Annotated in this window: 20 protein-coding genes; 10 read left to right on the top strand and 10 right to left on the bottom strand. The window is 68.3% G+C overall.

What is annotated here, in order from left to right:
- Window positions 1-139 precede the first annotated feature (139 nt).
- Genes ACGHX3_RS01435 through ACGHX3_RS01445 form a run of 3 tightly spaced genes read right to left on the bottom strand, consistent with a single transcriptional unit; the run spans window position 140 to window position 2,211 of the window.
- Window positions 140-829 (bottom strand): ATP-binding protein, encoded by a 690-nt coding sequence (locus ACGHX3_RS01435; protein WP_394696138.1) that lies wholly within the window; start codon window positions 827-829, stop codon window positions 140-142.
- A 33-nt stretch (window positions 830-862) separates the two neighbouring features.
- Entirely contained in the window at window positions 863-1,207 is a 345-nt protein-coding gene (locus ACGHX3_RS01440; protein WP_394696139.1) for a hypothetical protein, read from the bottom strand.
- A gap of 56 nt (window positions 1,208-1,263) precedes the next feature.
- Window positions 1,264-2,211 (bottom strand): DegV family protein, encoded by a 948-nt coding sequence (locus ACGHX3_RS01445; RefSeq protein ID WP_394696140.1) that lies wholly within the window; start codon window positions 2,209-2,211, stop codon window positions 1,264-1,266.
- 264 nt (window positions 2,212-2,475) lie between these two features.
- Between ACGHX3_RS01445 and ACGHX3_RS01450 the strand changes: the two genes are divergently transcribed.
- Window positions 2,476-4,155, top strand: a complete 1,680-nt coding sequence (locus ACGHX3_RS01450) for a diguanylate cyclase (protein WP_394696141.1) — start codon at window positions 2,476-2,478, stop codon at window positions 4,153-4,155.
- Window positions 4,156-4,168: 13 nt separating this feature from the next.
- On the opposite strand, the gene ACGHX3_RS01455 is transcribed toward ACGHX3_RS01450, so the two are convergent.
- A complete protein-coding gene (locus ACGHX3_RS01455; RefSeq protein WP_238391113.1) occupies window positions 4,169-5,419 on the bottom strand; it encodes an amidohydrolase family protein in 1,251 nt (416 codons plus the stop codon).
- 125 nt (window positions 5,420-5,544) lie between these two features.
- Window positions 5,545-6,966, bottom strand: a complete 1,422-nt coding sequence (locus ACGHX3_RS01460) for an amidohydrolase (RefSeq protein ID WP_394696142.1) — start codon at window positions 6,964-6,966, stop codon at window positions 5,545-5,547.
- A gap of 115 nt (window positions 6,967-7,081) precedes the next feature.
- Between ACGHX3_RS01460 and ACGHX3_RS01465 the strand changes: the two genes are divergently transcribed.
- From ACGHX3_RS01465 to ACGHX3_RS01490, 6 genes are all read left to right on the top strand, one after another.
- Entirely contained in the window at window positions 7,082-7,858 is a 777-nt protein-coding gene (locus ACGHX3_RS01465) for an AMP nucleosidase (protein ID WP_162335905.1), read from the top strand.
- Between the two features lie 111 nt (window positions 7,859-7,969).
- Window positions 7,970-8,329 (top strand): hypothetical protein, encoded by a 360-nt coding sequence (locus tag ACGHX3_RS01470; RefSeq protein WP_394696143.1) that lies wholly within the window; start codon window positions 7,970-7,972, stop codon window positions 8,327-8,329.
- A 144-nt stretch (window positions 8,330-8,473) separates the two neighbouring features.
- Window positions 8,474-9,385, top strand: coding sequence for a hypothetical protein (locus ACGHX3_RS01475; protein ID WP_394696144.1), 912 nt, complete (start codon window positions 8,474-8,476; stop codon window positions 9,383-9,385).
- A gap of 10 nt (window positions 9,386-9,395) precedes the next feature.
- Complete coding sequence (locus tag ACGHX3_RS01480) at window positions 9,396-9,917, top strand: hypothetical protein (protein WP_394696145.1); 522 nt, start codon at window positions 9,396-9,398, stop codon at window positions 9,915-9,917.
- Between the two features lie 48 nt (window positions 9,918-9,965).
- Complete coding sequence (locus tag ACGHX3_RS01485; protein ID WP_394696146.1) at window positions 9,966-10,334, top strand: VOC family protein; 369 nt, start codon at window positions 9,966-9,968, stop codon at window positions 10,332-10,334.
- Between the two features lie 33 nt (window positions 10,335-10,367).
- Entirely contained in the window at window positions 10,368-10,907 is a 540-nt protein-coding gene (locus ACGHX3_RS01490) for a DUF924 family protein (RefSeq protein ID WP_394696147.1), read from the top strand.
- Between the two features lie 198 nt (window positions 10,908-11,105).
- On the opposite strand, the gene grxD is transcribed toward ACGHX3_RS01490, so the two are convergent.
- Complete coding sequence (grxD, locus tag ACGHX3_RS01495) at window positions 11,106-12,035, bottom strand: Grx4 family monothiol glutaredoxin (RefSeq protein WP_394696148.1); 930 nt, start codon at window positions 12,033-12,035, stop codon at window positions 11,106-11,108.
- A 39-nt stretch (window positions 12,036-12,074) separates the two neighbouring features.
- Between grxD and ACGHX3_RS01500 the strand changes: the two genes are divergently transcribed.
- The gene (locus ACGHX3_RS01500) at window positions 12,075-12,902 is read left to right on the top strand and encodes a polysaccharide deacetylase family protein (protein ID WP_394696149.1); all 828 of its coding nucleotides are present in this window, start codon (window positions 12,075-12,077) and stop codon (window positions 12,900-12,902) included.
- Window positions 12,903-13,256: 354 nt separating this feature from the next.
- Here the strand turns inward: ACGHX3_RS01500 and ACGHX3_RS01505 are convergent, their stop codons facing one another.
- From ACGHX3_RS01505 to ACGHX3_RS01515, 3 genes are all read right to left on the bottom strand, one after another.
- Window positions 13,257-13,904 carry an SGNH/GDSL hydrolase family protein gene (locus ACGHX3_RS01505; RefSeq protein WP_394696150.1) on the bottom strand — a complete coding sequence of 216 codons (648 nt, stop codon included), beginning with the start codon at window positions 13,902-13,904 and terminating at the stop codon, window positions 13,257-13,259.
- 165 nt (window positions 13,905-14,069) lie between these two features.
- Window positions 14,070-14,444: a hypothetical protein gene (locus tag ACGHX3_RS01510; protein WP_394696151.1), complete on the bottom strand. Its 375-nt coding sequence runs from the start codon at window positions 14,442-14,444 to the stop codon at window positions 14,070-14,072.
- 22 nt (window positions 14,445-14,466) lie between these two features.
- Window positions 14,467-15,747: a pyridoxal phosphate-dependent aminotransferase gene (locus ACGHX3_RS01515; RefSeq protein WP_394696152.1), complete on the bottom strand. Its 1,281-nt coding sequence runs from the start codon at window positions 15,745-15,747 to the stop codon at window positions 14,467-14,469.
- A gap of 93 nt (window positions 15,748-15,840) precedes the next feature.
- On the opposite strand from ACGHX3_RS01515, the gene rsgA reads away from it, so the two are divergent.
- Window positions 15,841-16,974 (top strand): ribosome small subunit-dependent GTPase A, encoded by a 1,134-nt coding sequence (gene rsgA / locus ACGHX3_RS01520; RefSeq protein ID WP_394696153.1) that lies wholly within the window; start codon window positions 15,841-15,843, stop codon window positions 16,972-16,974.
- 210 nt (window positions 16,975-17,184) lie between these two features.
- On the opposite strand, the gene gltS is transcribed toward rsgA, so the two are convergent.
- On the bottom strand, window positions 17,185-18,387 hold the full coding sequence (gene gltS, locus ACGHX3_RS01525; protein ID WP_162335892.1) for a sodium/glutamate symporter: 1,203 nt from the start codon (window positions 18,385-18,387) through the stop codon (window positions 17,185-17,187).
- Between the two features lie 82 nt (window positions 18,388-18,469).
- Between gltS and ACGHX3_RS01530 the strand changes: the two genes are divergently transcribed.
- Window positions 18,470-19,708, top strand: coding sequence for a flavohemoglobin expression-modulating QEGLA motif protein (locus ACGHX3_RS01530; protein ID WP_394696154.1), 1,239 nt, complete (start codon window positions 18,470-18,472; stop codon window positions 19,706-19,708).
- The last annotated feature ends 19 nt before the right edge of the window (window positions 19,709-19,727 follow it).

Here is a 19,727-nt window from a genome sequence, read left to right on the forward strand (position 1 = left end):
TGGGCCGAGGCCCACCCTACGAAGCGGGTGGCGACTACATCGCGCATCACGCGAAGGCATTGACCGCGTAGGGCGGGCTCAAGCCCGCCGTCCTGGTCGTCGGTGTATGCGGGATGGCGATGGTGGGCCAAGGCCCATTCTACGAGGCATCCGCAAGCTCGAAGTCGGTGAACGCGAAGCGCCCATCGCGCAGTCCGGTGTCGCCCTGTAGCAGCGCAAGCGGCGCGTCGAACATCGGGCCGGCCGAGACGCAGGTGTGGAACTCGCCGTTCTCGCCGCAGGGATCGACCTCCGCGGGCAGATCGCGCAACAGCGTCTCGTCGAAGGCGCGGCCGCCGAACGCGATGTCGAGTTGCTGCGTATCCACGCAGCACAGCCGGGCACGAAGCCCGCCAGCGATCATCTCCCGCGCCAGTACGCCGGTATCCGCACCGAACAGCGGCGTCATCACGTCCCAGCCGATCTTCGCCAGGTTCCGCACCCGGTAGGCGCGGATGTCGTCCAGGAACAGGTCGCCGAACGCGACCGTGCGCAGCGTCGGCCAGCGGCGGGCGGCGTCCGCCAGCGCGGCCGCCATCGCCCGCTCGTAGTCGTCGTTGGTGCAGCGGGCAGCGATCATCGCTTCGATCAACGGCAGGCCGGCCGCACGCGCCTGCGCATGCAGCACGCTGCGGCGGATGCCCTGCATCGAGACGCGATCATAGTCTTCGGTCACCGTGGTCAGCAGGCCAACCACCTGGACATCATCGCGCCGGCGCAGGGTGTGCAGCGTCCATGCGGCATCCTTGCCGCCGCTCCAGGCGAGCAGGACGGGAAGGCGTTCCGTCATCAGGCCGTCGCGACGCCATGCCGATGCCGCGGATCACGCGGCCGACACATCGCGCAGTTCCCATGCACTTCCCGCCAGCAAGCGCAGGCGATGCTTGAGCACGTGGCCCGGTATCGACGAGGTCGCCACCAGCAGGATGCTCAGGTCGTCCTGCTGGCCACGGACCGTGGCGCCTTCGTCCACCACGCCGAGGCCGGGATCGACTTCATCGGGTTCTTCCTGTCGCGCACGCCAGCGGTCGAACAGGTGGCTGGTGCGCAACGCATGCTGCAACTGGGCGGCGAACTCCTCCGCGCCATGCGCATCGAAACTGAAAGCCGGATCGCTGCCGCGCGCGCGGCCGGGATCCGGCAGGCTGATGTAGTAACGGACGGCCATGGCACCCCCGGTGGAAACGTGGGGCATAGCGTCGTGCAAGACGCGTTAGCCCGCCGTTATGCCACCTTGAAGGGCGCCGGCGGCGCGGCGAAGGCGGCGACCACGGCACCCTTGCCGACATTGACCATGCCGGTCAGGCTCATCACGCTCTCGAACACCTCGACCTTGTTGTTCTCGCAGATGTCGCGCAGGCGCTGGTAGCCGGGCAGGGCGCGCAGTTCCGACAGCTCGCCGCCGTAACTCAGGCACAGGGTCGGCGTCATCAGGCCGGCCATCACGCGGTTGCCGGCGAACTTGAACATCTGTTCCACCGCATTCTCGAAGCCCTTGATCTTGGCCACCGGCTCGGTGTTGCCGGCGTGGCCGTACAGCACGGGCTTGATGTCCAGCGCGCTGCCCAGCGCGGCGCTGAGCAGGCCGACGCTGCGGTCGCCCTTGGTGCGCGCCCGGTTGCGCAGGTAATACAGGTCGCGCGGGATCATGTAGCCATGCGTGTTGTTGGCCAGTTCCTCCAGGCGCACGCGGATCTGCTGCACGCTGGTGCCGGCGTCACGCATGCGCACCGCCTCCACCGCGGTGATGCCCTGCGCGGCGAAGAGGTTCTGCGTGTCGATCACGCGCAGTGCGAACGGCGAGTTGTGGCCCGCGGCCTGACGCACCGGCTTGTAATCGTTGAGGATGGCGAAGCTGGCCTGCATCGCGTTCTCGTGGATCGGCGAGCGCGTCTTGGTGATCGTCATGCAGAAGACGTGGTCGTAGTCGATCACCAGCCGGCCCAGGAACAGGTCGCGGATCTGGTTGACGGTGAACGGCGTGGTCTCCGCCTCGTGGCCGCGCTCGGCCACGTGCGCGTGCAGGAAGCTCAGCGTCGCCTGCTCGTCGCGATGGTCCGCGAGCACGGCTTCGCCGATGCGCACCGTGATCGGCAGGATCACGATGTTGTGTTGTTCCAGGTACTCCAGCGGCAGGTCGCACGCCGAATCGACGACTATCCCAATGCGCATCTAGCCCCTCCCGGCATTCGTCGCATTTGTACTTATCTCCGCAAAACTAGCGGACAACAGACGCCAAGTCGTCGCGTAAACGCGTGAAGTGTGAGTTGTGTCACTTTTCCGGGCGAGTCGAGGGCGGCCAAAGCGCGGTCTGCGTCCGGTTCCTGGCGGGGTGGGCGCCCATAATTAGCGTGACATGAGTCACATATATGGCCGTCGACGGCTTGTCCTGCCCCGGGGCCGGCCCGACACTTCACCCCTCAAGCAAGGGGCAACATGACGCAGCGATGGGGGTGGCTCCTGCTGCTGGCCCTGCTGCCGGCGGGGCCTGCGCGGGGGGAGAACATCGCGCGGATCGACCGTCTCCAGCCCTCGACGCTGGAACAGCAGGCCGGACAGCGCGCCGGACTTTTCTCGGAACGTCGCTTCGAAGGCGGCGGCGCGTCCGCGCGCGTGATCGGCAACGGGCAGTGGCGGGTGTACCCGCGTGCCGGCATCGCCGACCCGCTGCTCGTGGTCTATCACCCCTACAACGCCCGCGTGACGGTGCGCGCACCCGGCGACGCCACGCCCCGCACGCAGGATCTGTTCCAGCCCACGCTGGACCCCCAGTTCAGCCGGCGCGCGCTGGTGTTCCCGCTGTCGCGCGATGGTCCCGTCGAGGTGACGGTGGAAGGCGCCCGCTATCCGATGCAGGTGGCGATCGAGGCCCGCGCCGATTACGCCGCCGCCGACCTGTGGCACGTACGCCTGTTGCTGCCGGCGGTGGGCATGACGCTGGGCGTGGCGCTGGCGGTGCTGCTGTTCTGGCTGGTGCTGCGCGAGCGCGTCTACCTGCTCTATGCCGCCGCCATGTTGCTGCAACTGCTGTACGTGCTGTGCTCCTACGGCGAGGCCTACGCGTGGCCGGGCCTGTCGCTGCTGCGCCACTTCGGCGCCCAGGGCATCTGGGCCATCGGCACCCTCGCCACCGTCCTGCTGGTGTACCTGTGGCAGGACTACGCCAACCTGCGCCGCGCTGCGCCGCGGCTGGCCTGGCTGATGCGGCTGGTCGGGGTGTACGGCTGCCTGCTGACGCTGGTGCTGCTGGTCTCGCCCTGGCCGGCCGACGACAGCTGGTTCCCCAGCGTCGCCAACGGCCTGTTCCTGCTGACCAACGTGGTGACGCTGGCGACGCTGCTGGTGGCGTGGTGGCGCGGCGAACGCCACGCCAGCATCGTGCTGCTGTCGTGGTTGCCGCTGCTCGTCTTCACCATGATCCGCGCGCTGCGGTTCAGCGACGGCGAAAGGGCGGGTCCGTGGCTGGAATACGGCATTCCGTGGTGGCTGGCCTTCACGGCCGTGGCACTGGGCCTGGGCCTGGCGCACCGCATGCTGACCTTCCGCCGCGAGCGCGACAGCGCCAAGGCGCATGCCGAGCGCGACGCGCTGACCGGTGTGCTCAACCGCGGCGCCATCGAGCATCGTCTCGACTGGGCATTGATCGAGCGCCAGCGCGAAGGCATTCCGGTGTCGCTGCTCTTCATCGACCTCGACCACTTCAAGCAGGTCAACGACCGCCATGGGCACGCCACGGGCGATGCCTGCCTGCGTGCGGTGACGCGCGTGATCAGCCAGCAGTTCCAGTACGGCGACCAGCTCGGCCGGCTGGGGGGCGAGGAATTCGTGCTGGTGCTGTCCGGGGTGGAACTGCATGCCGCCATGCGCATCGGCGAGGAAGTCGGTGCGCGCATCCGCCACGATTGCGCGGTGGTCGACGGCGTGGCCGTCGAGGTCACCGCCAGCATCGGCGCCGCACAGGCGCGCCATGGCGACACCGTGTCCACGCTGATCGCCCGCGCCGACCAGGCCATGTACGTGGCCAAACGGGCCGGTGGCGACCGCATCGTCGCCGAAGACGCGCCCTGCCATGGCGCCGACAGCACGAAGGCGCCCGCAGGCGCCTCCGTGAACTGATGCCGCCAGGCGCCTATTTCGAATAGGCGCGCGGCAGCGGACCGGCCGGTTGCAGGTAGCGGTCGCGCAGTTCCGTCTGGCGCGAACGCATCGGCATCGCGCGCCCTCCCAGCCACACCTGCTCCGCGGTGCTCGACACGTCGAGCGGATCGGCGGTCCACAGCACCAAGTCGGCCAGCTTGCCCGGTGCGATGGTGCCCACGCGGTCGCCCACGCCGAATGTCTCCGCCGGCACGCGGGTCAGTCCGGCCAGGCCGTCTTCCCACGGCAGGCCGTTGGCCACCGCATTGCCCGCCAGCTGGCGGATCTTGCGTGCGTTGTGCGAGGCGTCGCCGGCCTGCGAGAAGCTGACGCTCACGCCGGCGGCGTCCAGCCGCGCGGCGTTTTCCAGCGTGGCGCCGATCTGGTCGAAGTCCGCCGGCAGGTCCGCCAGCGCATCCACGAACACCGGTACCTTCGCCTGCGCCAGCTGCGGCGCCAGCTTCCAGCCTTCGGCACCGCCGGCGATGGCGATGCGCACGTTCTCGCGCTGGGCCCAGCGCAGCAGCTGGCGGATGTCGGCGGCACGGTTCACCTGAACCACGATGCGGCCGTTGCCGGCGAGATAGCGTGCGAGCGTCGCGCGTCCGGCCGGCGTCAGTAGTGCGTGCGGCGAATCCGCCGGCACGCGGCCACGCGCCTCGGCCACCATCTGGTCCAGCAGCATCCACTGCGCTGCACGCGACTTGCCGGCCAGCTCCGCGCCGCCGCTGCCCAGGCGCACGAACAGCGCACGCGGACCGACCGGATCGGCGCTGCCGTCCAGCCGCATCACGCCGCCCTGGCCAGCGATGAAGGAACCCCCGGTCGAGGCGGCCAGCAGGGTGAAGCCGATGCCTTCCACGCGCGTCACCGGGATCACCACCGAGGCCGGGTTGTAGGCCAGCGTCACGTCGAATTCCGGGCGCATCGGCTGGTCCTGCAGCGTCACCGAGGCGTCGACGGTGGACGACTCGCCCGACACCTCCTCCAGCCCGATCTCGGTGATGCCGCCGAAGAACGCCGGCGTCAGCGGACGACCGTTGGCCTCCACCACCGTCGCGCCCGGTGCAGCCAGGCCGCTGCCCACCGCCTGCACCACGCCGTTGCGCACCAGCACATCGGCGTTCTTCAGCGTGCCCTGCGCACCGGCGGTATGCACGGTGGCGTTGCGGATCAGGATGTCCTGGGCGAAGGCAACAGACGACGCGGACGCCAGTGCAACGGCCAGCGCCAATGCCTTCACCGTCGTCCCAGCGAACGCTGGGACCCATCTGGCTTTTGCTTCTGTTGCTTCCGACCTTGAAGGCGAAAGCAGGATGGATCCCAGCGTTCGCTGGGATGACGGCAGGGATGTACGACAGGCGCGACTCATGGCACCACCTCCTGCCCCAGCATGAAGTCCGACACCGGTTGCCTGCTGCGGTCGTTGCGGTCGTAGATGCGTGCGCCGTCGATGTAGACCTGCTCGGCCTTGGCGTACACGCTGAAGGGGTTCTGGTTCCACAGCACCACGTCGGCCATCTTGCCGGCCTCCAGCGTGCCGGTGCGCTCGGCGATGCCCAGCGACTTCGCCGCATTGCTGGTCACCCAGCGGATCGCACGCTCCGGCGCGATCTCGCCCATGCCCGCGCGGCGCGCATTCGCCATCACCTTCGCCGCTTCCTGGTTGAGGCGCTGGATGCCTTCATCGGAATCCGAGTGCACGATCGCGCAGCTGTTGGTGGGACGGTCGACCAGCGCGATGTTTTCCTGGATGCCGTCGAAGGCCTCCATCTTGAAGCCCCACCAGTCGGCCCACAGCGCGCCGCACACGCCGTCCTGCGCCAGGCGGTCGGCCAGCTTGTACGCCTCCACGCCGTGGTGGAACGCGGCGATCTTGAAGCCGAACTCCTTCGCCAGGTCCAGCATCGTGGTCATCTCGTCGGCGCGGTAGCAGTGGATGTGCACCAGGATCTCGCCATTGATCGCGCCGGCCAGCGTGTCCAGCTTCAGGTCGCGCTTGCCGCCGCTGTCGCCGCCGCTGTCCGCCTTGTCGTCGCCGCTGGCGCGTTCCCACCAGCGCTTCTTCTTCGGCTGCTGCGGCTTGGGCGCGTTCTTCTTCAGGTACTCGCTGGCGTCGATGAAGGCCGCACGGTAGCCGGCCACGTTGCCCATGCGCGTGGCCGGACCGGCCTTGCCGCCGTACACGCGCTTGGGGTTCTCGCCGCAGGCCATCTTCAGGCCCCACGGTGCGCCGGGAAACTTCATGCCCTGGTAGCTGGTGGACGGCACGTTCTTCAACGTCACGCCGCGGCCGCCGACCAGGTTGGCCGAGCCGGGCAGGATCTGCATCGACGTCACGCCGCCGGCCAGCGCGGTGTGGAAGCCCGGGTCCTGCGCCCAGATCGAATGCTCGGCCCACACGTTCGCGGTCACCGGCGCGGTCGCCTCGTTGCCGTCGCTGTGCGCCTTGACGCCCGGGCTGGGGTACACGCCCAGGTGCGAGTGCACGTCGATCAGCCCCGGCGTCACCCACTTGCCGGTCGCGTCGATGCGCGTGGCGCCTTCCGGTGCGGACAGGCCGCGGCCGACCGCCGCCACTTTGCCGTCGGCCAGCAAGACGTCGGCGCCGTCCAGGCGCTCACCGGTACCGGTCAGCACGGTGGCGTTGGCCAGCAGCACGGGGCCGGACGCGAGCGCCTTGTAGGTGCTCGGGTACGGGTCCTGGGTGAAACGGGAGGTGGGCGTGGCGGCCAGCGCGCTGCCGCCCAGCGAGGCCAGGATCAGCCCGGCCAGCAAGGTCGTTCGCATCGTGTATCCCCTGGAAGAGACCCGAAACCTAACCGGCCACGCCGCGCCTTGCCAAGTGCGTGCGTCGCAGTCGTGCCAGAATCGCCAGTACAACAACAAGAAAAAGAGGCTAGGCATGAAGGACAAGAACGAGATCGTCGACAACTGGCTGCCGCGCTACACCGGCGTGCCGCTGGACCAGTTCGGCGAGCATGTGCTGCTGACCAACTTCGGCGGCTACCTCAACGTGTTTTCGCAGCTCACCGGCGCGCCCATCGTCGGCCTGGACCGGCCGATGGCCAGCGCCACCGCCGACGGCATCACCATGATCAACTTCGGCATGGGCAGCCCCAACGCGGCGACGATGATGGACCTGCTGTCGGCGATCATGCCCAAGGCGGTGCTGTTCCTCGGCAAGTGCGGCGGGCTGAAGCGCAAGAACGAGCTGGGCGACCTGGTGCTGCCGATCGCGGCGATCCGCGGCGAGGGCACCAGCAACGACTACCTGTTGCCGGAAGTGCCGGCGCTGCCGGCGTTCGCGCTGCAACGTGCGGTGTCCACGATGATCCGCGACCTGGGCCACGATTATTGGACCGGCACGGTGTACACCACCAATCGCCGCGTGTGGGAGCACGACCTGGCTTTCAAGGAGCGCCTGCGCGCGATGCGCTGCATGGCCATCGACATGGAAACTGCCACCGTCTTCGCCGCCGGCTTCGCCAACCGCATCCCCTGCGGCGCGCTGCTGCTGGTCAGCGACCAGCCGATGATCCCGGAAGGCGTGAAGACCGAGGCCAGCGACGCCAAGGTCAGCTCCTCGTTCGTCGAGAACCACATCACCGTGGGGATCGAGGCGCTGAAGCTGATCCGCCGCAACGGCAAGTCGGTGCGGCATCTGCGGTTCGACGAGTAGCGTCGTGCGTCTGAAGTGCATTGATCGTCCCTTGATTCCGGCGGGCATGGCTCGCCGGAATCATCCGCGCTGGAACTGCGAGCGGTATTGGTGCTTTCCCCCGAAGCGTCGATGGAAAGCATCGATTGGAGGGCAATGAACACGGTCATAAGCGCCATCTTCCTTGTAGTCCTGCTGGCGATGGTGCTCGTCTATCCGATGTATTTCATCGCGTTGTCTTCGTTCGGAAAGATCATGGCGCGGGATCATGCCGATCTGGTGGGCCGGCAGCGTCCAAGCCTCAATGAGTCCTACGGACTCCTTGGGAAAGTCAAAGCCGGCCATATCGGCGATGCGCCGTTGTCCCCCGATGCGGCGCGGGCGCACACTTCCGCGAGGCGGCTGTTGTACGTGGGCATGAGCCTGTTCATGGCAGTACTGTTCATTGGCCTCGCCGACGCGATGGTCAGCAAGCACGGCGCTGGCGCCTAGCATCCGTCCGACACGACGGAGCCCGTTCGCCAAGATCATTCCGGCTGAACATCCGTGCTGACACGATGCGGGTTTCCGACAAGGAGCAGGTCGATGCGAAACGCAGGAAGGTTGGGCGCGCGAGCAGGCTTCGCGACAGCCCTGATGACGTTCATTGCCGCGGCTGCAGCCGCCGGAATGGTGGCGGACACCGGCGCCGGGGAGGCCGCCGTATCCACGTCGATCAAGACGCATCACGACCGTCTCAAGGGTGTAGAAGAATCGACACGAGACGACGCCCGTGAGCGCGCCCGCCGGATGACGGAGACGTTCGATCGCGATCTCGCAGCGGCCTATACGCCGGAGCGCCTGGCGACCGCGTCCGACGAGGAGCTGGAGGAACTGTTCCAGGCTGCCAACCGCGTCGTCTTCTATGCGCATGGACCAGCGCATGCGGTACTGCTTCAACGGACTGCGCAATCGCTGGAAACGCGGTCGAAACTGACCGACGAGCATCGCCGCGACCTCTACCGCGCCTGGGTGGTGACGCGTCAGTTCGACAATGCCAATGCCCTGGCGCGCGCGCATCCCGGCTTGCAGCTGCAGGCATTGCCACCGGTCCCCACCGCCGATGCGCCCGCGGCTGGCCGCGTCGTGGTGTGGCGGCCGGCGGACGATGCCGAGGCGTTGTCCGCGCAGGTCGTCGAACAGGATGTGCCGACGCACGTGGTGGTGTTGTCGCATCCGCGTTGTGGCTTCTCGCAGCGCGCCATTGCCGCGATAGAGGCGGACCCTGTGCTGTCCGCACAGCTGGGCCATGCACTGTGGCTGGCACCGCCCAACGGGTCGCTCGATCTGCGCGATGTCCAGGCGTGGAACCGCGCGCACCCCGGTGCACGCCTGAGTTACGCGGTGGCAATGGGCGACTGGCCGCAGTTCGACAGCTGGGCGACGCCGGTGTTCTATTTCATGCGCGAAGGACGCGTCGTGGCGACCGTCACGGGCTGGCCGCGGGAGGGCCGTGCACGCGAGCTTCATGACGCCTTCGCTTTGATGGATGCACGGGAAGACCCCTGAGGAGACAAGGATGCAGGACCACATGATGCGCAAGCGATGGATCGGCATGGCGTTGGCCATGTCGTTGGGGAGCACGGCAGTGGCGGCCGAAACGCCCGTGGAGACCGAAGCCCGCAACGCCGCCGCCGGGTTCGCCATCACCACCAGCCTCACGCTGCTGGAAGCGCTGGGCAAGCAGTGCGGCACCTACGAAGGCGAGGCCGGCAGCCAGGCGCGAGTGGCGCTGCAAAGCTGGCAGCAGCGCAATCACCGCTATCTGGAACCGTCGCTGCAACGCGTGCTGATGCTGACCGACGCCGTCACCGCGACGGCGGGCGAGGCAGAAGGCAAGGCGTTCGCCAACGCGCGCAAGGCCGAGTTCACCGACGCCGCGCGCGAGGCACTGCTGGTGATGTTTCCCGGCGGTGAGGTGACCAACGAAGCGTGTGCGAGGATCGTGGCGTCCGCCGAAGAGGGAGCATACGACTACCGCCGGCACGCGGAGTTCTTTCCTACACTGCAATCCATGGAGCGGTCCGGCACAGGCAAGTGACCGCCGACAAGCGCGTCATCGAGACGTCATCCCGACGGGAGGGATCGCATGAACCTTGCAACGATCGAGATGAAGGCCTTCGTTCCCGCGCGGGATCTGGCGCAGTCCATCGCGTTCTACGAGGCGCTCGGCTTCGCGGTGACGATGGAGTCGGATGACCTGGCCTATGTCCAGCACGGCAAGACGGCGTTCCTGCTGTCGCAGTTCTACCTGCGCGAGCACGCGGAGAATTTCGTGATGCACCTGCTGGTCGAGAATGCGGACGACTGGCACCGGAGCGTCGAAGCATCGGGTGTCGTGGACAGGTTCTCCGTCCGCGTCAGCACGGCGGACGACCGGCCCTGGGGCCTCCGTGACTTCACCCTGATCGATCCGACCGGCGTGCTGTGGCGCATCGGGCATGTCCTTCCGGGCTGAGGCCCGCCACTTCATCCGAGTACGAGGCAGCGCATGAACGAATCCAACGACGTCATCACCTTCTGGAAGAACGCGGGCTACGAGAAGTGGTTCGCCAACGACGATGCATTCGATGCCGACTTCGACCAGCGCTTCCGCGGGCTGCATTTCCGTGCGGCGCGACGCGAACTGGAAGGCTGGATGGGCGATGCCGAGGGTGCGCTGGCGTTGATCCTGTTACTGGACCAGTTCCCGCGCAACTGCTTCCGCCAGAGCGCGCATTCCTATGCCACCGATGGTTTGGCGCGGCACTACGCCGAGCGCGCGATCGAGGCCGGCTTCGATGCGCAGGTCGATCCTGCGCTGAAGATCTTCTTCTACATGCCGTACGAACACTCGGAAGCGCTGGCCGACCAGCAGCGCTCGCTCGACCTGTTCCGCGCCACCGGCAACGACGAATACATCAAGTACGCGCAGCTGCACTACGACCTGATCGCCCGCTTCGGTCGCTTCCCGCATCGCAACGAGGCGGTGGGGCGCCTGTCCACAAAGGAAGAACGCGACTACCTGGCGGACGGCGGCTTCAAGGGCTGACGTAGGGTGGGCCTTGGCCCACCATCGCCATGCCTCACGACTGCGATGGAGGGCGGAGTCCGATCATGGTCGGCACGGTTTGACACATCGCAATGGCGGGCCAGGGCCCGCCCTACGGAACGCCGGCGTCACTCATCGCGCAAAAAGAAAGCGGGCCGCAGCCCGCTTCCTTTGGATCGCCGGTGACGCCCCGGATGATCAGTACTTGCTGATCGTGCCATCCACGTCATCGGCCCAGGCATTGATGCCGCCGGTGATGTTGTGGACGTTCGAGAAGCCGAGCGCGCGGAATTCTTCCGCCGCCTGCTGGCTGCGACCGCCGCTGCGGCACAGGAAGGCCAGCGCGGTGTCCTTCGGCAGCGCTTCCAGCTCGGCGCGGCCATTGCCGTCGAAGGTCTTGAAGGGCAGCTTCACCGAGGCGATGGCGCGCTCGTCGCCCGGGCGCACGTCGACGATCAGCACCTCGCCGGCGCGGGCCCTGGCGTCCGCGTCGATCGGCGACAGCGCCTGCACCGGCTTCGGCGCGTTGGGGTTGTCGATGGCCAGGCCCTTGCCGCGGATGTCGTCCACCCAGTCGATGGTGATGCCGTCCGCGCGGCGCGCGCTGGCCAGGTCGAACTGCACGCGAACGCCGTTGGATTCGCTGGCGATGGCGTTGGCGTCGAACTGTGCCAGCTGGAAGTTCGGCTGGAACTGCGCGTTGATACCCAGCGCCAGCGCGGCGCCGGGACCGGCGTCGGCCACGGCGTTCTGCAGCATCTCGGCAGCGGCGGCGGTGATGGTGATCGCCGGTGGCGTGCGGTCGGGGGCCTGCAGGCCCAGCACGGTGGCCAGTTCGCCGGAGTTGGTCATCTGCTCGATGATGTCGCTGCCGCCGACCAGTTCGCCGTCGATGTACAGCTGCGGGATGGTCGGCCAGTCGCCGTAGACCTTGATGCCCTCGCGGATCTCCTGGTCGGCCAGCACGTTGACGTGCGTGTAGTCCACGCCCAGCGCCGACAGCGCGCCCACCGCCTTCGCCGAGAAGCCGCACTGCGGCATGGTCGGCTGGCCCTTCATGAAGAGCACCACGCGGTTGGACTGCAGGAGGGATTCGATGCGCGAGCGCAGGGCGGGGTCGAGGGACATGGACGGCTACCGGTAAGCGGGAGGGGAATTTTACGCCCCATGGCATCATGGGGCATGAGCACGACAGGAACACTGCATCGTCCGCCGCGCCGTCCCGGACTGATATTGGGCCTGCTGGCGCTGTCGCAAGTGGGCGTGGCCTGGATGTGGTGGCGGTATGGCTGGGCCCTGGGCCTGCCGGTGATGGCGGCCACCCACCTGCTGGTGGTCTGGGCCACGCTGTACCCGCGCGCCACCGTGTTCTGCCCGGCGCTGTCGCGGTTGCCCACCGCTGAACGCGTGGTCTGGCTGACCATCGACGATGGCCCGTCGGCCGACACGCCCGCGATGCTGGACCTGCTGGACCGCCATGGGGCGAAGGCGACGTTCTTCCTCGTGGGCGAGCGCGCGCTGGTGCAGCCGGAGGTCGTACAGGCCATCCGCGACCGTGGCCACGGCATCGGCAACCACAGCGCAACGCATCCGGACACGCGCTTCTGGCGCCTGGGTCCCGGCGCGCTGGAAGACGAGATCGGCCGCAACCAGTCCATCCTGACCGCCATCACCGGCGACACCCCGCGCTGGTACCGCAGCGTGGTGGGCATGACCAATCCCTTCGTCGGCCTGTCGCTGAAGCGCCACGGACTGACCCGGGTGGCATGGAGCGCGCGCGGTTTCGACGGTGTCGATTGCCAGCCGGACAAGGTGCTGGCGCGCATCACCCGCGACATCGCGCCCGGCGCCATCGTGCTGTTGCATGAAGGCGCGGCGCACGGACACAACGTGGCGATCCTGGCGCAGCTGCTGGCGTGGCTGGAGGTGCAGGGCTATCGGACCGTGGTGCCGGAATCGGATCCGGTGCCGGCCGCCACCATCGCCGCCGCGTAGACGCATGAACCATTCACCACGCGTCGTGCGCACAGCGCACGCAACATCCGGGTGGCGCGCAGCGGCGGATGCGGGCGTGGCGGCGTCGGGGTAGTCCACCGCCGATGATTCCGCCGGACCCTCACCCCAACCCCTCTCCCGATGGGAGAGGGGCTCAAGCGAGATCGTGACGGCTTGAATCCTTCTCCCTCCGGGAGAAGGTGGCGCGCAGCGCCGGATGAGGGTGTGCGCGCCGCCGGACCATCACCACTCCGCCAACCCTCACCCCAACCCTCACCCCAACCCTCACCCCAACCCTCACCCCAACCCCTCTCTCCCACAGGGACTTCCTACGGTCGCCGGTGGGAGAGGGGCTCAAGCGAGCAAATGATGCGCGACGGGGAACGCCAGCCGCGTCCACTCGGTGTACATCGTGGCGGACGGATGCAGGCCGTCGTCGGCGAGCATCGCCGGTTCGGCACCGCGCGCACGGCTGACGGGGGTGATGTCGACGAAGGCGACGCCGCGCTGCGCGCAGACCTCGCGCGCGGCGAGGTTGTAGGCATCCAGTTCGCGCGCGATCTGCGCGAGGTCGCGGCCGGACTGGGCGGCGAACGGAGTGACGCTCCAGTCGGGGATCGACAGCACCAGCACGCGCTCCGGCCGGTTGCGGGCGAAGCCGATCGCACGCCACAGCAGCGCGGCGAACTGCGTGCGGTACTCCTCCACGTCGCGGCCACGGTACTGGTTGTTCACCCCGATCAGCAGGGTGACGAAGTCATGTTCGCCCAGTGGTTCGGCGGCGGTGATCGCGGCATCGAGTTCGTCGGTGGTCCAGCCGGTGGTGGCGATGATGCGTGGATCGCCGAGCAGGATGCCTTCCATGCGCAACAGCCGCGCCAGCTGCATCGGCCAGCGGCCGGCGTCGTCCACCGCTTCGCCGATGGTGTAGGAGTCGCCGAGTGCGAGATAGCGCAGCTCGGTGGTGAGGGCGGTGGTGTGCAGGCGGGTGGTGGTCGTCATGGCGACATCATGCGCCCTTCCCGCCTTCTGTAGGAGCGACGAACCCTGCTCGTGGGAGCGACGTAAGTCGCGATGGGCCGTCCCGATGACACCTGTTAGCGACTTACGTCGCTCCCACGGGATGCAGTGACACCGGCTTGCATGACCGTGGGATGCATCGAGCCGTCAGTGCTCACACCCAATGGGGAGCAGCGTATCCGTGAAGGAAAATGTCTGGCACGTCTCCCGGGTGATGCGACCTTCGCCGAAGCTGTCGTGCTGGAGCAGCATCCTCCGACCCGAGGGAAGCTGGATGGCCGCCTGCCAGACCACCGAGTCGATGCGGAACTGGATAACGAAAGGCCGGTTGTTCCGCACAGCGGCGTCGACGCACGAGCGTGCGGCCTCAAGCTCGCCCGGAGTGCCAGCAATACCGCAATCGGGCAGCGGGACGTCCGATGCTGCGACGATCTCGGAGGTCAGTGGCGACAGCGGTCGGCGCACATCCGCGGATACCGGGGACGTCAACAGGAAGAGCGGCAGTAACCAGGTGAGGCGCAATGATCCGCCCGTCGATGTGCGCCTACGCCGCCGCCGGCCGCGGCTTGCCCTTGATCGGCACCACCTTGGTGGCTGCTTCGGCGCGGCGCGACAGGGCGCGGTCGATGCGGGCGAAGACGTCGCGCATCGTGGCCGCTTCCGGCAGCAGGGTGACGCGGAAGTGGTGGCGGTAGGGCACGTTGAAGCTGGAGCCCGGGACGACCAGCACGCCCTCGGTTTCCATCAGTTCCAGCGCGAACGCGTGGTCGTCGAAGTGCTTCGCCGCGTCGCCGACCACCGCCGGGAACGCGTACAGCGCGCCGGCCGGGTTCACCAGCTCCAGGTGCGTGCTCGCTTCGCAGGCTTCGATCACGGCGCGGCGGGTTTCGTACAGGCGGCCACCGGGTGCGCACAGCGCGCTGATGGTGTCGGGGCCGTTGACCGCCGCGTCGATGGCGTACTGGCCCGGCACGTTGGCGCACAGGCGCAGCGCGCTGAGCAGGTCCATCGCATGCAGGAAGTCGCGCACCACATCGCCGTGGCCGGACACCACGCCCCAGCCCACGCGCCAGCCGCAGGCGCGGTGCACCTTGCTCAGGCCGCTGAAGGTGATGCACGGCGCGTCGCCGGCCAGCGGTGCCACCGGCACGAAGGTCGCGCCGTCGTACAGCACCTGGTCGTAGATCTCGTCGACCATCAGCAGCAGGCGGTGCTTCGCCGCGATGGCGACGATGCGCTCCAGCAGCTCGCGCGGATAGGTCGCGCCGGTCGGGTTGTTCGGGTTGATCAGCACGATGGCGCGGGTGCGCGAGCTGATCAGCTGCTCGATCTCGTTCGGATCGGGCAGGAAGTCGTTGTCCGGATCGCAGCGGTAGTAGACCGGGCGACCGTCGTTGAGGATGGTGGCGGCCGACCACAGCGGGTAGTCGGGCGACGGCACCAGCACTTCGTCGCCGGGATTGAGCAGCGCGCGCAGCGACAGGTCGATCAGTTCCGACACGCCGTTGCCGACGAACACGCGGTCCGGATGCGCATCCGGCGTGCCGCGCCTGGCGTACGCGGCCGCGATGGCCTCGCGCGCCGAGGGCAGGCCCTGCTGGTGCGTGTACGGATCGGTGCGGCCCATGTCGTCGGCGATCGCGCGCTGCAGGTGTTCCGGCGCGCGGAAACCGAACGCGCCCGGGTTGCCGATGTTGAGCTTGATCAGCTTCTGCCCCTGCGCCTCCAGCTCCCGGGCTCGCCGTGCCAGTTCGCCCCGGATCTCGTAGCGGACTTCGGACAGGCGTTCGCGCGTGGCGAGCGGTTTGATGGGCGGGGTGGACATGGCGGCGACCGCGGGTAGGCGAAACAAGGGAGGGCGGCCAGCTTAACGGATATTTAGCCTGCCCGGCCCCGCCGGCTTCAGCCCACGTCTAGAATGCGCGCCATGCCCGAAACCCCTGCTCCCCGCGTGTCCGACGTCACCCTTCTGCGTGCCATCGGCTGGCCGTACACGGGCGAGCCGACGGACGCCGCGTGGCGCGAGGCCATGGCCGCGCACCCGACCGCCACCCCCGCGCGGGTCAGCGAGCAGCACCGCTCCGGTTACGTGGTGGCCGATGCCCCCGGCGACGGGGTGAGGGCCGAGTCGCTGCCAGAGTGGCAGCGCCCGCGCTTTCCCGCCCATGAGCGCCCCGCCGTCGGCGACTGGGTGCTGCTGGAGGACGCGACGTCGAAGCGCCCGCGCATCGTCGCGCTGCTGCCGCGCCATACCGGCATCAAGCGCGGTGCGGCCGGCGAGCACTACCACCAGCAGGTGATCGCGGCGAACATCGATACGGTGTTCATCGTCTGCGGCCTGGATGCCGACTTCAATCCGCGCCGCATCGAGCGTTACCTGCTGCTGGTCGGTGGCGGTGGCGCGCAGCCGGTGGTGGTGCTGACCAAGGCCGACCGCACCGAGTACGCCGACGATGCGGTCGAGGTGCTGGCCGATCTCACCGCGCAGGGCGTGCCGGTGTTCACCGTCAACGCGAAGGATCCGCAGAGCGTCGCGCAGCTGGCGCCGTGGCTGGAGCCGGGCCACACGGTGGTGCTGGTCGGCTCGTCGGGTGCGGGCAAGTCGACGCTGACCAACACGCTGCTCGGCGACGAGCGCATGAAGACCGGCGAAGTGCGCGAGAGCGATTCGCGTGGTCGCCACACCACGACGTTCCGCGCGCTGATCCCGCTGCCGGCGGGCGCCTGCCTGATCGACACGCCCGGCATGCGCGAGCTGAAGCCGACCGGCGAGGAAGACCTGGCCGACGGCGGTTTCGCCGACATCGAGGCGCTCGCCGAGCAATGCAGGTTCCGCGATTGCTCGCACGACCGCGAACCCGGCTGTGCGGTGCGCGCGGCGATCGAGCGCGAGGAACTGGACGAAGGCCGCTTCCTCAACTACCTCAAGCTGCGCGACGAAGTCGCGGCGGCTGCCGACAAGCTCGCCTCGCGCCTGGCCGACAAGGCGAATGCGAAGGTGCAGAACAAGGCGTTGAACAAGCGGCTGACGGACAAGTACGGGAAGCGTTGAGCCCCGTCGTAGCGCCGGGCTTGCTCGGCTCCGCGATGCCTGGTCTTGCGGGTGACGGTTCGAAAAGCAGCGGAGCAAGCTCCGCTCTACGAGAGGCGCGGCCCGCTCTGACGTAGAGCCGAGCTTGCTCGGCTCCGCGATGTCTGGTCTTGCAGGTGATGGATCGGAAAGCAACGGAGCAAGCTCCGCGCTACGCGGGCGATGTGCGCTTCAATCCCACAGATTGATGAACCCGGTGATGATCAGCGCGTTGGTGAAGTCGATGAAGAACGCGCCGACCAGCGGGGCGACGAGGAAGGCGCGCGGGGCCATGCCGTAGCGCTCGACCAGGGTGCGCATCACCGCCATCGCGTTCGCGGTGGTGCCGAGCATGAAGCCGATGAAGCCGCCCCCCATTACTGCGGCGTCGTAGTCGCGGCCCATGACGCGGAACACCACGACGCAGAACAGCGCGACCAGCGCCACCTGCAGGCCCAGGTTGACCAGCAGCGGCGCGGCCAGGCCGGCCAGTTCCCACAGCTTGAGATTCATCAGCGCCACCGCCAGGAACAGCGCCAGGCACACGTTGCCGATCAGGTCCGTCGTCGCCACCGGCAGGCCGATCCAGCCGGTGCGGTCGTCGATGTAGCGGATCAGCGCGCCGACCATCATCGCGCCCACATAGGCCGGCAGCGTGAGCCCCGCAGCGGACAGGCCCGCGCTGACGCCGGCACCGGCCCACATCGCCACCAGGATCACCACGATGCTCTTCAGCGCCGCGGATTCGCGCGTGGCGAAATCAGGCGTGTCGCGCGCGCCGGTCGGTTCGGCGGCGGATTCATCGGGCTTTCCCAGGCGCACGCCGCCGTAGAGTTTGTGGCGCCGGATCAGCACCGTGGCCACCGGTCCGCCCAGCAGGCCGCCGCAGACGATCCCCGCCATCGCCGAGGCGACCGCGATCGATTCGGCACCGGTGACGCCCGCCTGCTCGAACAGCGGCGCGAACGCCAGACCCGTTGCAGGACCGCCGGTCAGTGTGGTCGAGCCGGCGAGCACGCCGAACAGCGGATGCAGGCCGAAGCCCATCGCCACCGCCATGCCCAGCAGGTTCTGCACGATGGCGAAGCCGCTGGCCAGCAGCAGGAAGATCACCACCTGGCGCCCGCTCAGCTTCAGCAACGCCACGCTGGCGTTGACGCCGATGGTGGTGAAGAAGGCGATCATCAGCGGCGTCTGCAGGCTGGTGTCGAGGGTGAACAGGGTTACTTCGTGCTGGCGCGCGACCAGCACCGCCAGTGCGACCACCAGGCCGCCGATCACCGGGGCCGGCAGGTTGTACTTCGAGAACAGCGGGACCACGCGGCACAGCGCATAGCCGAGGAAGAGCGCCAGGCCGGCGAAGGCCAGGGTCTGCACCGCATCGAGCTCCAGCATGCTGCCCCCGCAACTGTTGAAGAACCCCGAGCATAGTCGAGTAGTGGGCCGCGTGGGCTACAGTGGCGTACGGAGGATCCGCATGCAGCCCGACATCGCCCATCACGCCGCGCTCGACGCGCGCCTGGTCAAGGCCGCGCGCGGCGTCAAGCTGCTGAGCCTGGCCAGCTGGCCGGCCGACGTGCAGGCGCCATTCCTCGACGGCGTGGCGCGCGGGCAGCCGCAGTTGCCGGTGATCGACTATCCGCGGCTGGACTTCGGCGAAGCACGTCGCGAGTTCGCCGCCATCGCCGCTGCCGCCGACGAAACGCATCCGCTCGGCCGTTACCTGCGCGAATCGGTGCACAGTTGGGACATCGCCGCGCAGCTGCTGGAATCGCTGGGCACGACGGCGGTGACCACGCATTCGATCGCGCTGTTCGGCACGCCGGAAGCGTGCCTGCCGGGCGACGGGCCGACCACGCGCGATGCGGCCGGCCACTTCATCGCCATCGCCAACGAACTGGACCATGAACTGCTGTCGCCCGAGGAGCAGGTACCGGTGTCGGCCACCGCGCTGCAACTGCAGTTGCAGTCGGACCTGGACGACTTCTTCGACGGCCGCGTGATCACGGTGGAGCTGGATCCCCTGTTGATCGCCAAGGCGGCGGCGGGCGCCACCCGTATCCGCCTGCGCCAGGGCGCGGCGTTCAGCGACTACGACCGGCGTCAGCTGCTGCAGCATGAGGCGCTGGTGCATTCGCTGACAGCCTTGAACGGCCGTGAGCAGGCGGTGCTGCCGAGCCTGTCGCTGGCGTCGCCGCGCGTCACCGCCACGCAGGAGGGGTTGGCCACGTTCGCGGAGCAGATCACCGGCAGCATCGACATCGAACGGATGAAGCGCATCAGCCTGCGCATCGAAGCCGTGGCGATGGCGCTGGCCGGTGCGGACTTCATCGAGGTGTTCCGCTATTTCACCGACGCGGGCCAGAATCCGGCGGAAAGTTTCTCCTCGGCGCAGCGCGTGTTCCGCGGCGTGCCCACGACGGGCGGCGCGGCGTTCACCAAGGACACGGTGTACCTGCGCGGCCTGATCGGCGTGCACACCTTCTTCCGCCGCTCGCTGCAGCAGGACCGGCTGCGCCTGTGCCGCCGCCTGTTCGCCGGCAAGATGACGCTGGAGGACGTGGTGCTGTTCGAGCCGCTGTTCGACAGCGGCGTGCTGGCGCCGCCGCGCTGGCTGCCGAGCTGGGTCAGCCGTGCCAACGGCCTGGCCGGCATGCTGGCGTTCTCGCTGTTCGCCAACCGGATCCGCCTGGACAAGCTGTCGGCGGACGCCTAGCCACAAAGTGGTACGCGAC

The organism is Pseudoxanthomonas japonensis (genome assembly GCF_043632995.1).
Classification (GTDB): Bacteria; Pseudomonadota; Gammaproteobacteria; order Xanthomonadales; family Xanthomonadaceae; genus Pseudoxanthomonas_A; species Pseudoxanthomonas_A japonensis.

Excerpts from the sequence above, each read along its gene's own strand:
- ACGHX3_RS01435 (WP_394696138.1), bottom strand. The coding sequence starts at position 829 with ATGACGGAACGCCTTCCCGTCCTGCTCGCCTGGAGCGGCGGCAAGGAT.
- ACGHX3_RS01440 (WP_394696139.1), bottom strand. The coding sequence starts at position 1,207 with ATGGCCGTCCGTTACTACATCAGCCTGCCGGATCCCGGCCGCGCGCGC.
- ACGHX3_RS01445 (WP_394696140.1), bottom strand. The coding sequence starts at position 2,211 with ATGCGCATTGGGATAGTCGTCGATTCGGCGTGCGACCTGCCGCTGGAG.
- ACGHX3_RS01450 (WP_394696141.1), top strand. The coding sequence starts at position 2,476 with ATGACGCAGCGATGGGGGTGGCTCCTGCTGCTGGCCCTGCTGCCGGCG.
- ACGHX3_RS01460 (WP_394696142.1), bottom strand. The coding sequence starts at position 6,966 with ATGCGAACGACCTTGCTGGCCGGGCTGATCCTGGCCTCGCTGGGCGGC.
- ACGHX3_RS01465 (WP_162335905.1), top strand. The coding sequence starts at position 7,082 with ATGAAGGACAAGAACGAGATCGTCGACAACTGGCTGCCGCGCTACACC.
- ACGHX3_RS01470 (WP_394696143.1), top strand. The coding sequence starts at position 7,970 with ATGGAAAGCATCGATTGGAGGGCAATGAACACGGTCATAAGCGCCATC.
- ACGHX3_RS01475 (WP_394696144.1), top strand. The coding sequence starts at position 8,474 with ATGACGTTCATTGCCGCGGCTGCAGCCGCCGGAATGGTGGCGGACACC.
- ACGHX3_RS01480 (WP_394696145.1), top strand. The coding sequence starts at position 9,396 with ATGCAGGACCACATGATGCGCAAGCGATGGATCGGCATGGCGTTGGCC.
- ACGHX3_RS01485 (WP_394696146.1), top strand. The coding sequence starts at position 9,966 with ATGAACCTTGCAACGATCGAGATGAAGGCCTTCGTTCCCGCGCGGGAT.
- ACGHX3_RS01490 (WP_394696147.1), top strand. The coding sequence starts at position 10,368 with ATGAACGAATCCAACGACGTCATCACCTTCTGGAAGAACGCGGGCTAC.
- grxD (WP_394696148.1), bottom strand. The coding sequence starts at position 12,035 with ATGTCCCTCGACCCCGCCCTGCGCTCGCGCATCGAATCCCTCCTGCAG.
- ACGHX3_RS01500 (WP_394696149.1), top strand. The coding sequence starts at position 12,075 with ATGGCATCATGGGGCATGAGCACGACAGGAACACTGCATCGTCCGCCG.
- ACGHX3_RS01505 (WP_394696150.1), bottom strand. The coding sequence starts at position 13,904 with ATGACGACCACCACCCGCCTGCACACCACCGCCCTCACCACCGAGCTG.
- ACGHX3_RS01515 (WP_394696152.1), bottom strand. The coding sequence starts at position 15,747 with ATGTCCACCCCGCCCATCAAACCGCTCGCCACGCGCGAACGCCTGTCC.
- rsgA (WP_394696153.1), top strand. The coding sequence starts at position 15,841 with ATGCGCGCCATGCCCGAAACCCCTGCTCCCCGCGTGTCCGACGTCACC.
- gltS (WP_162335892.1), bottom strand. The coding sequence starts at position 18,387 with ATGCTGGAGCTCGATGCGGTGCAGACCCTGGCCTTCGCCGGCCTGGCG.
- ACGHX3_RS01530 (WP_394696154.1), top strand. The coding sequence starts at position 18,470 with ATGCAGCCCGACATCGCCCATCACGCCGCGCTCGACGCGCGCCTGGTC.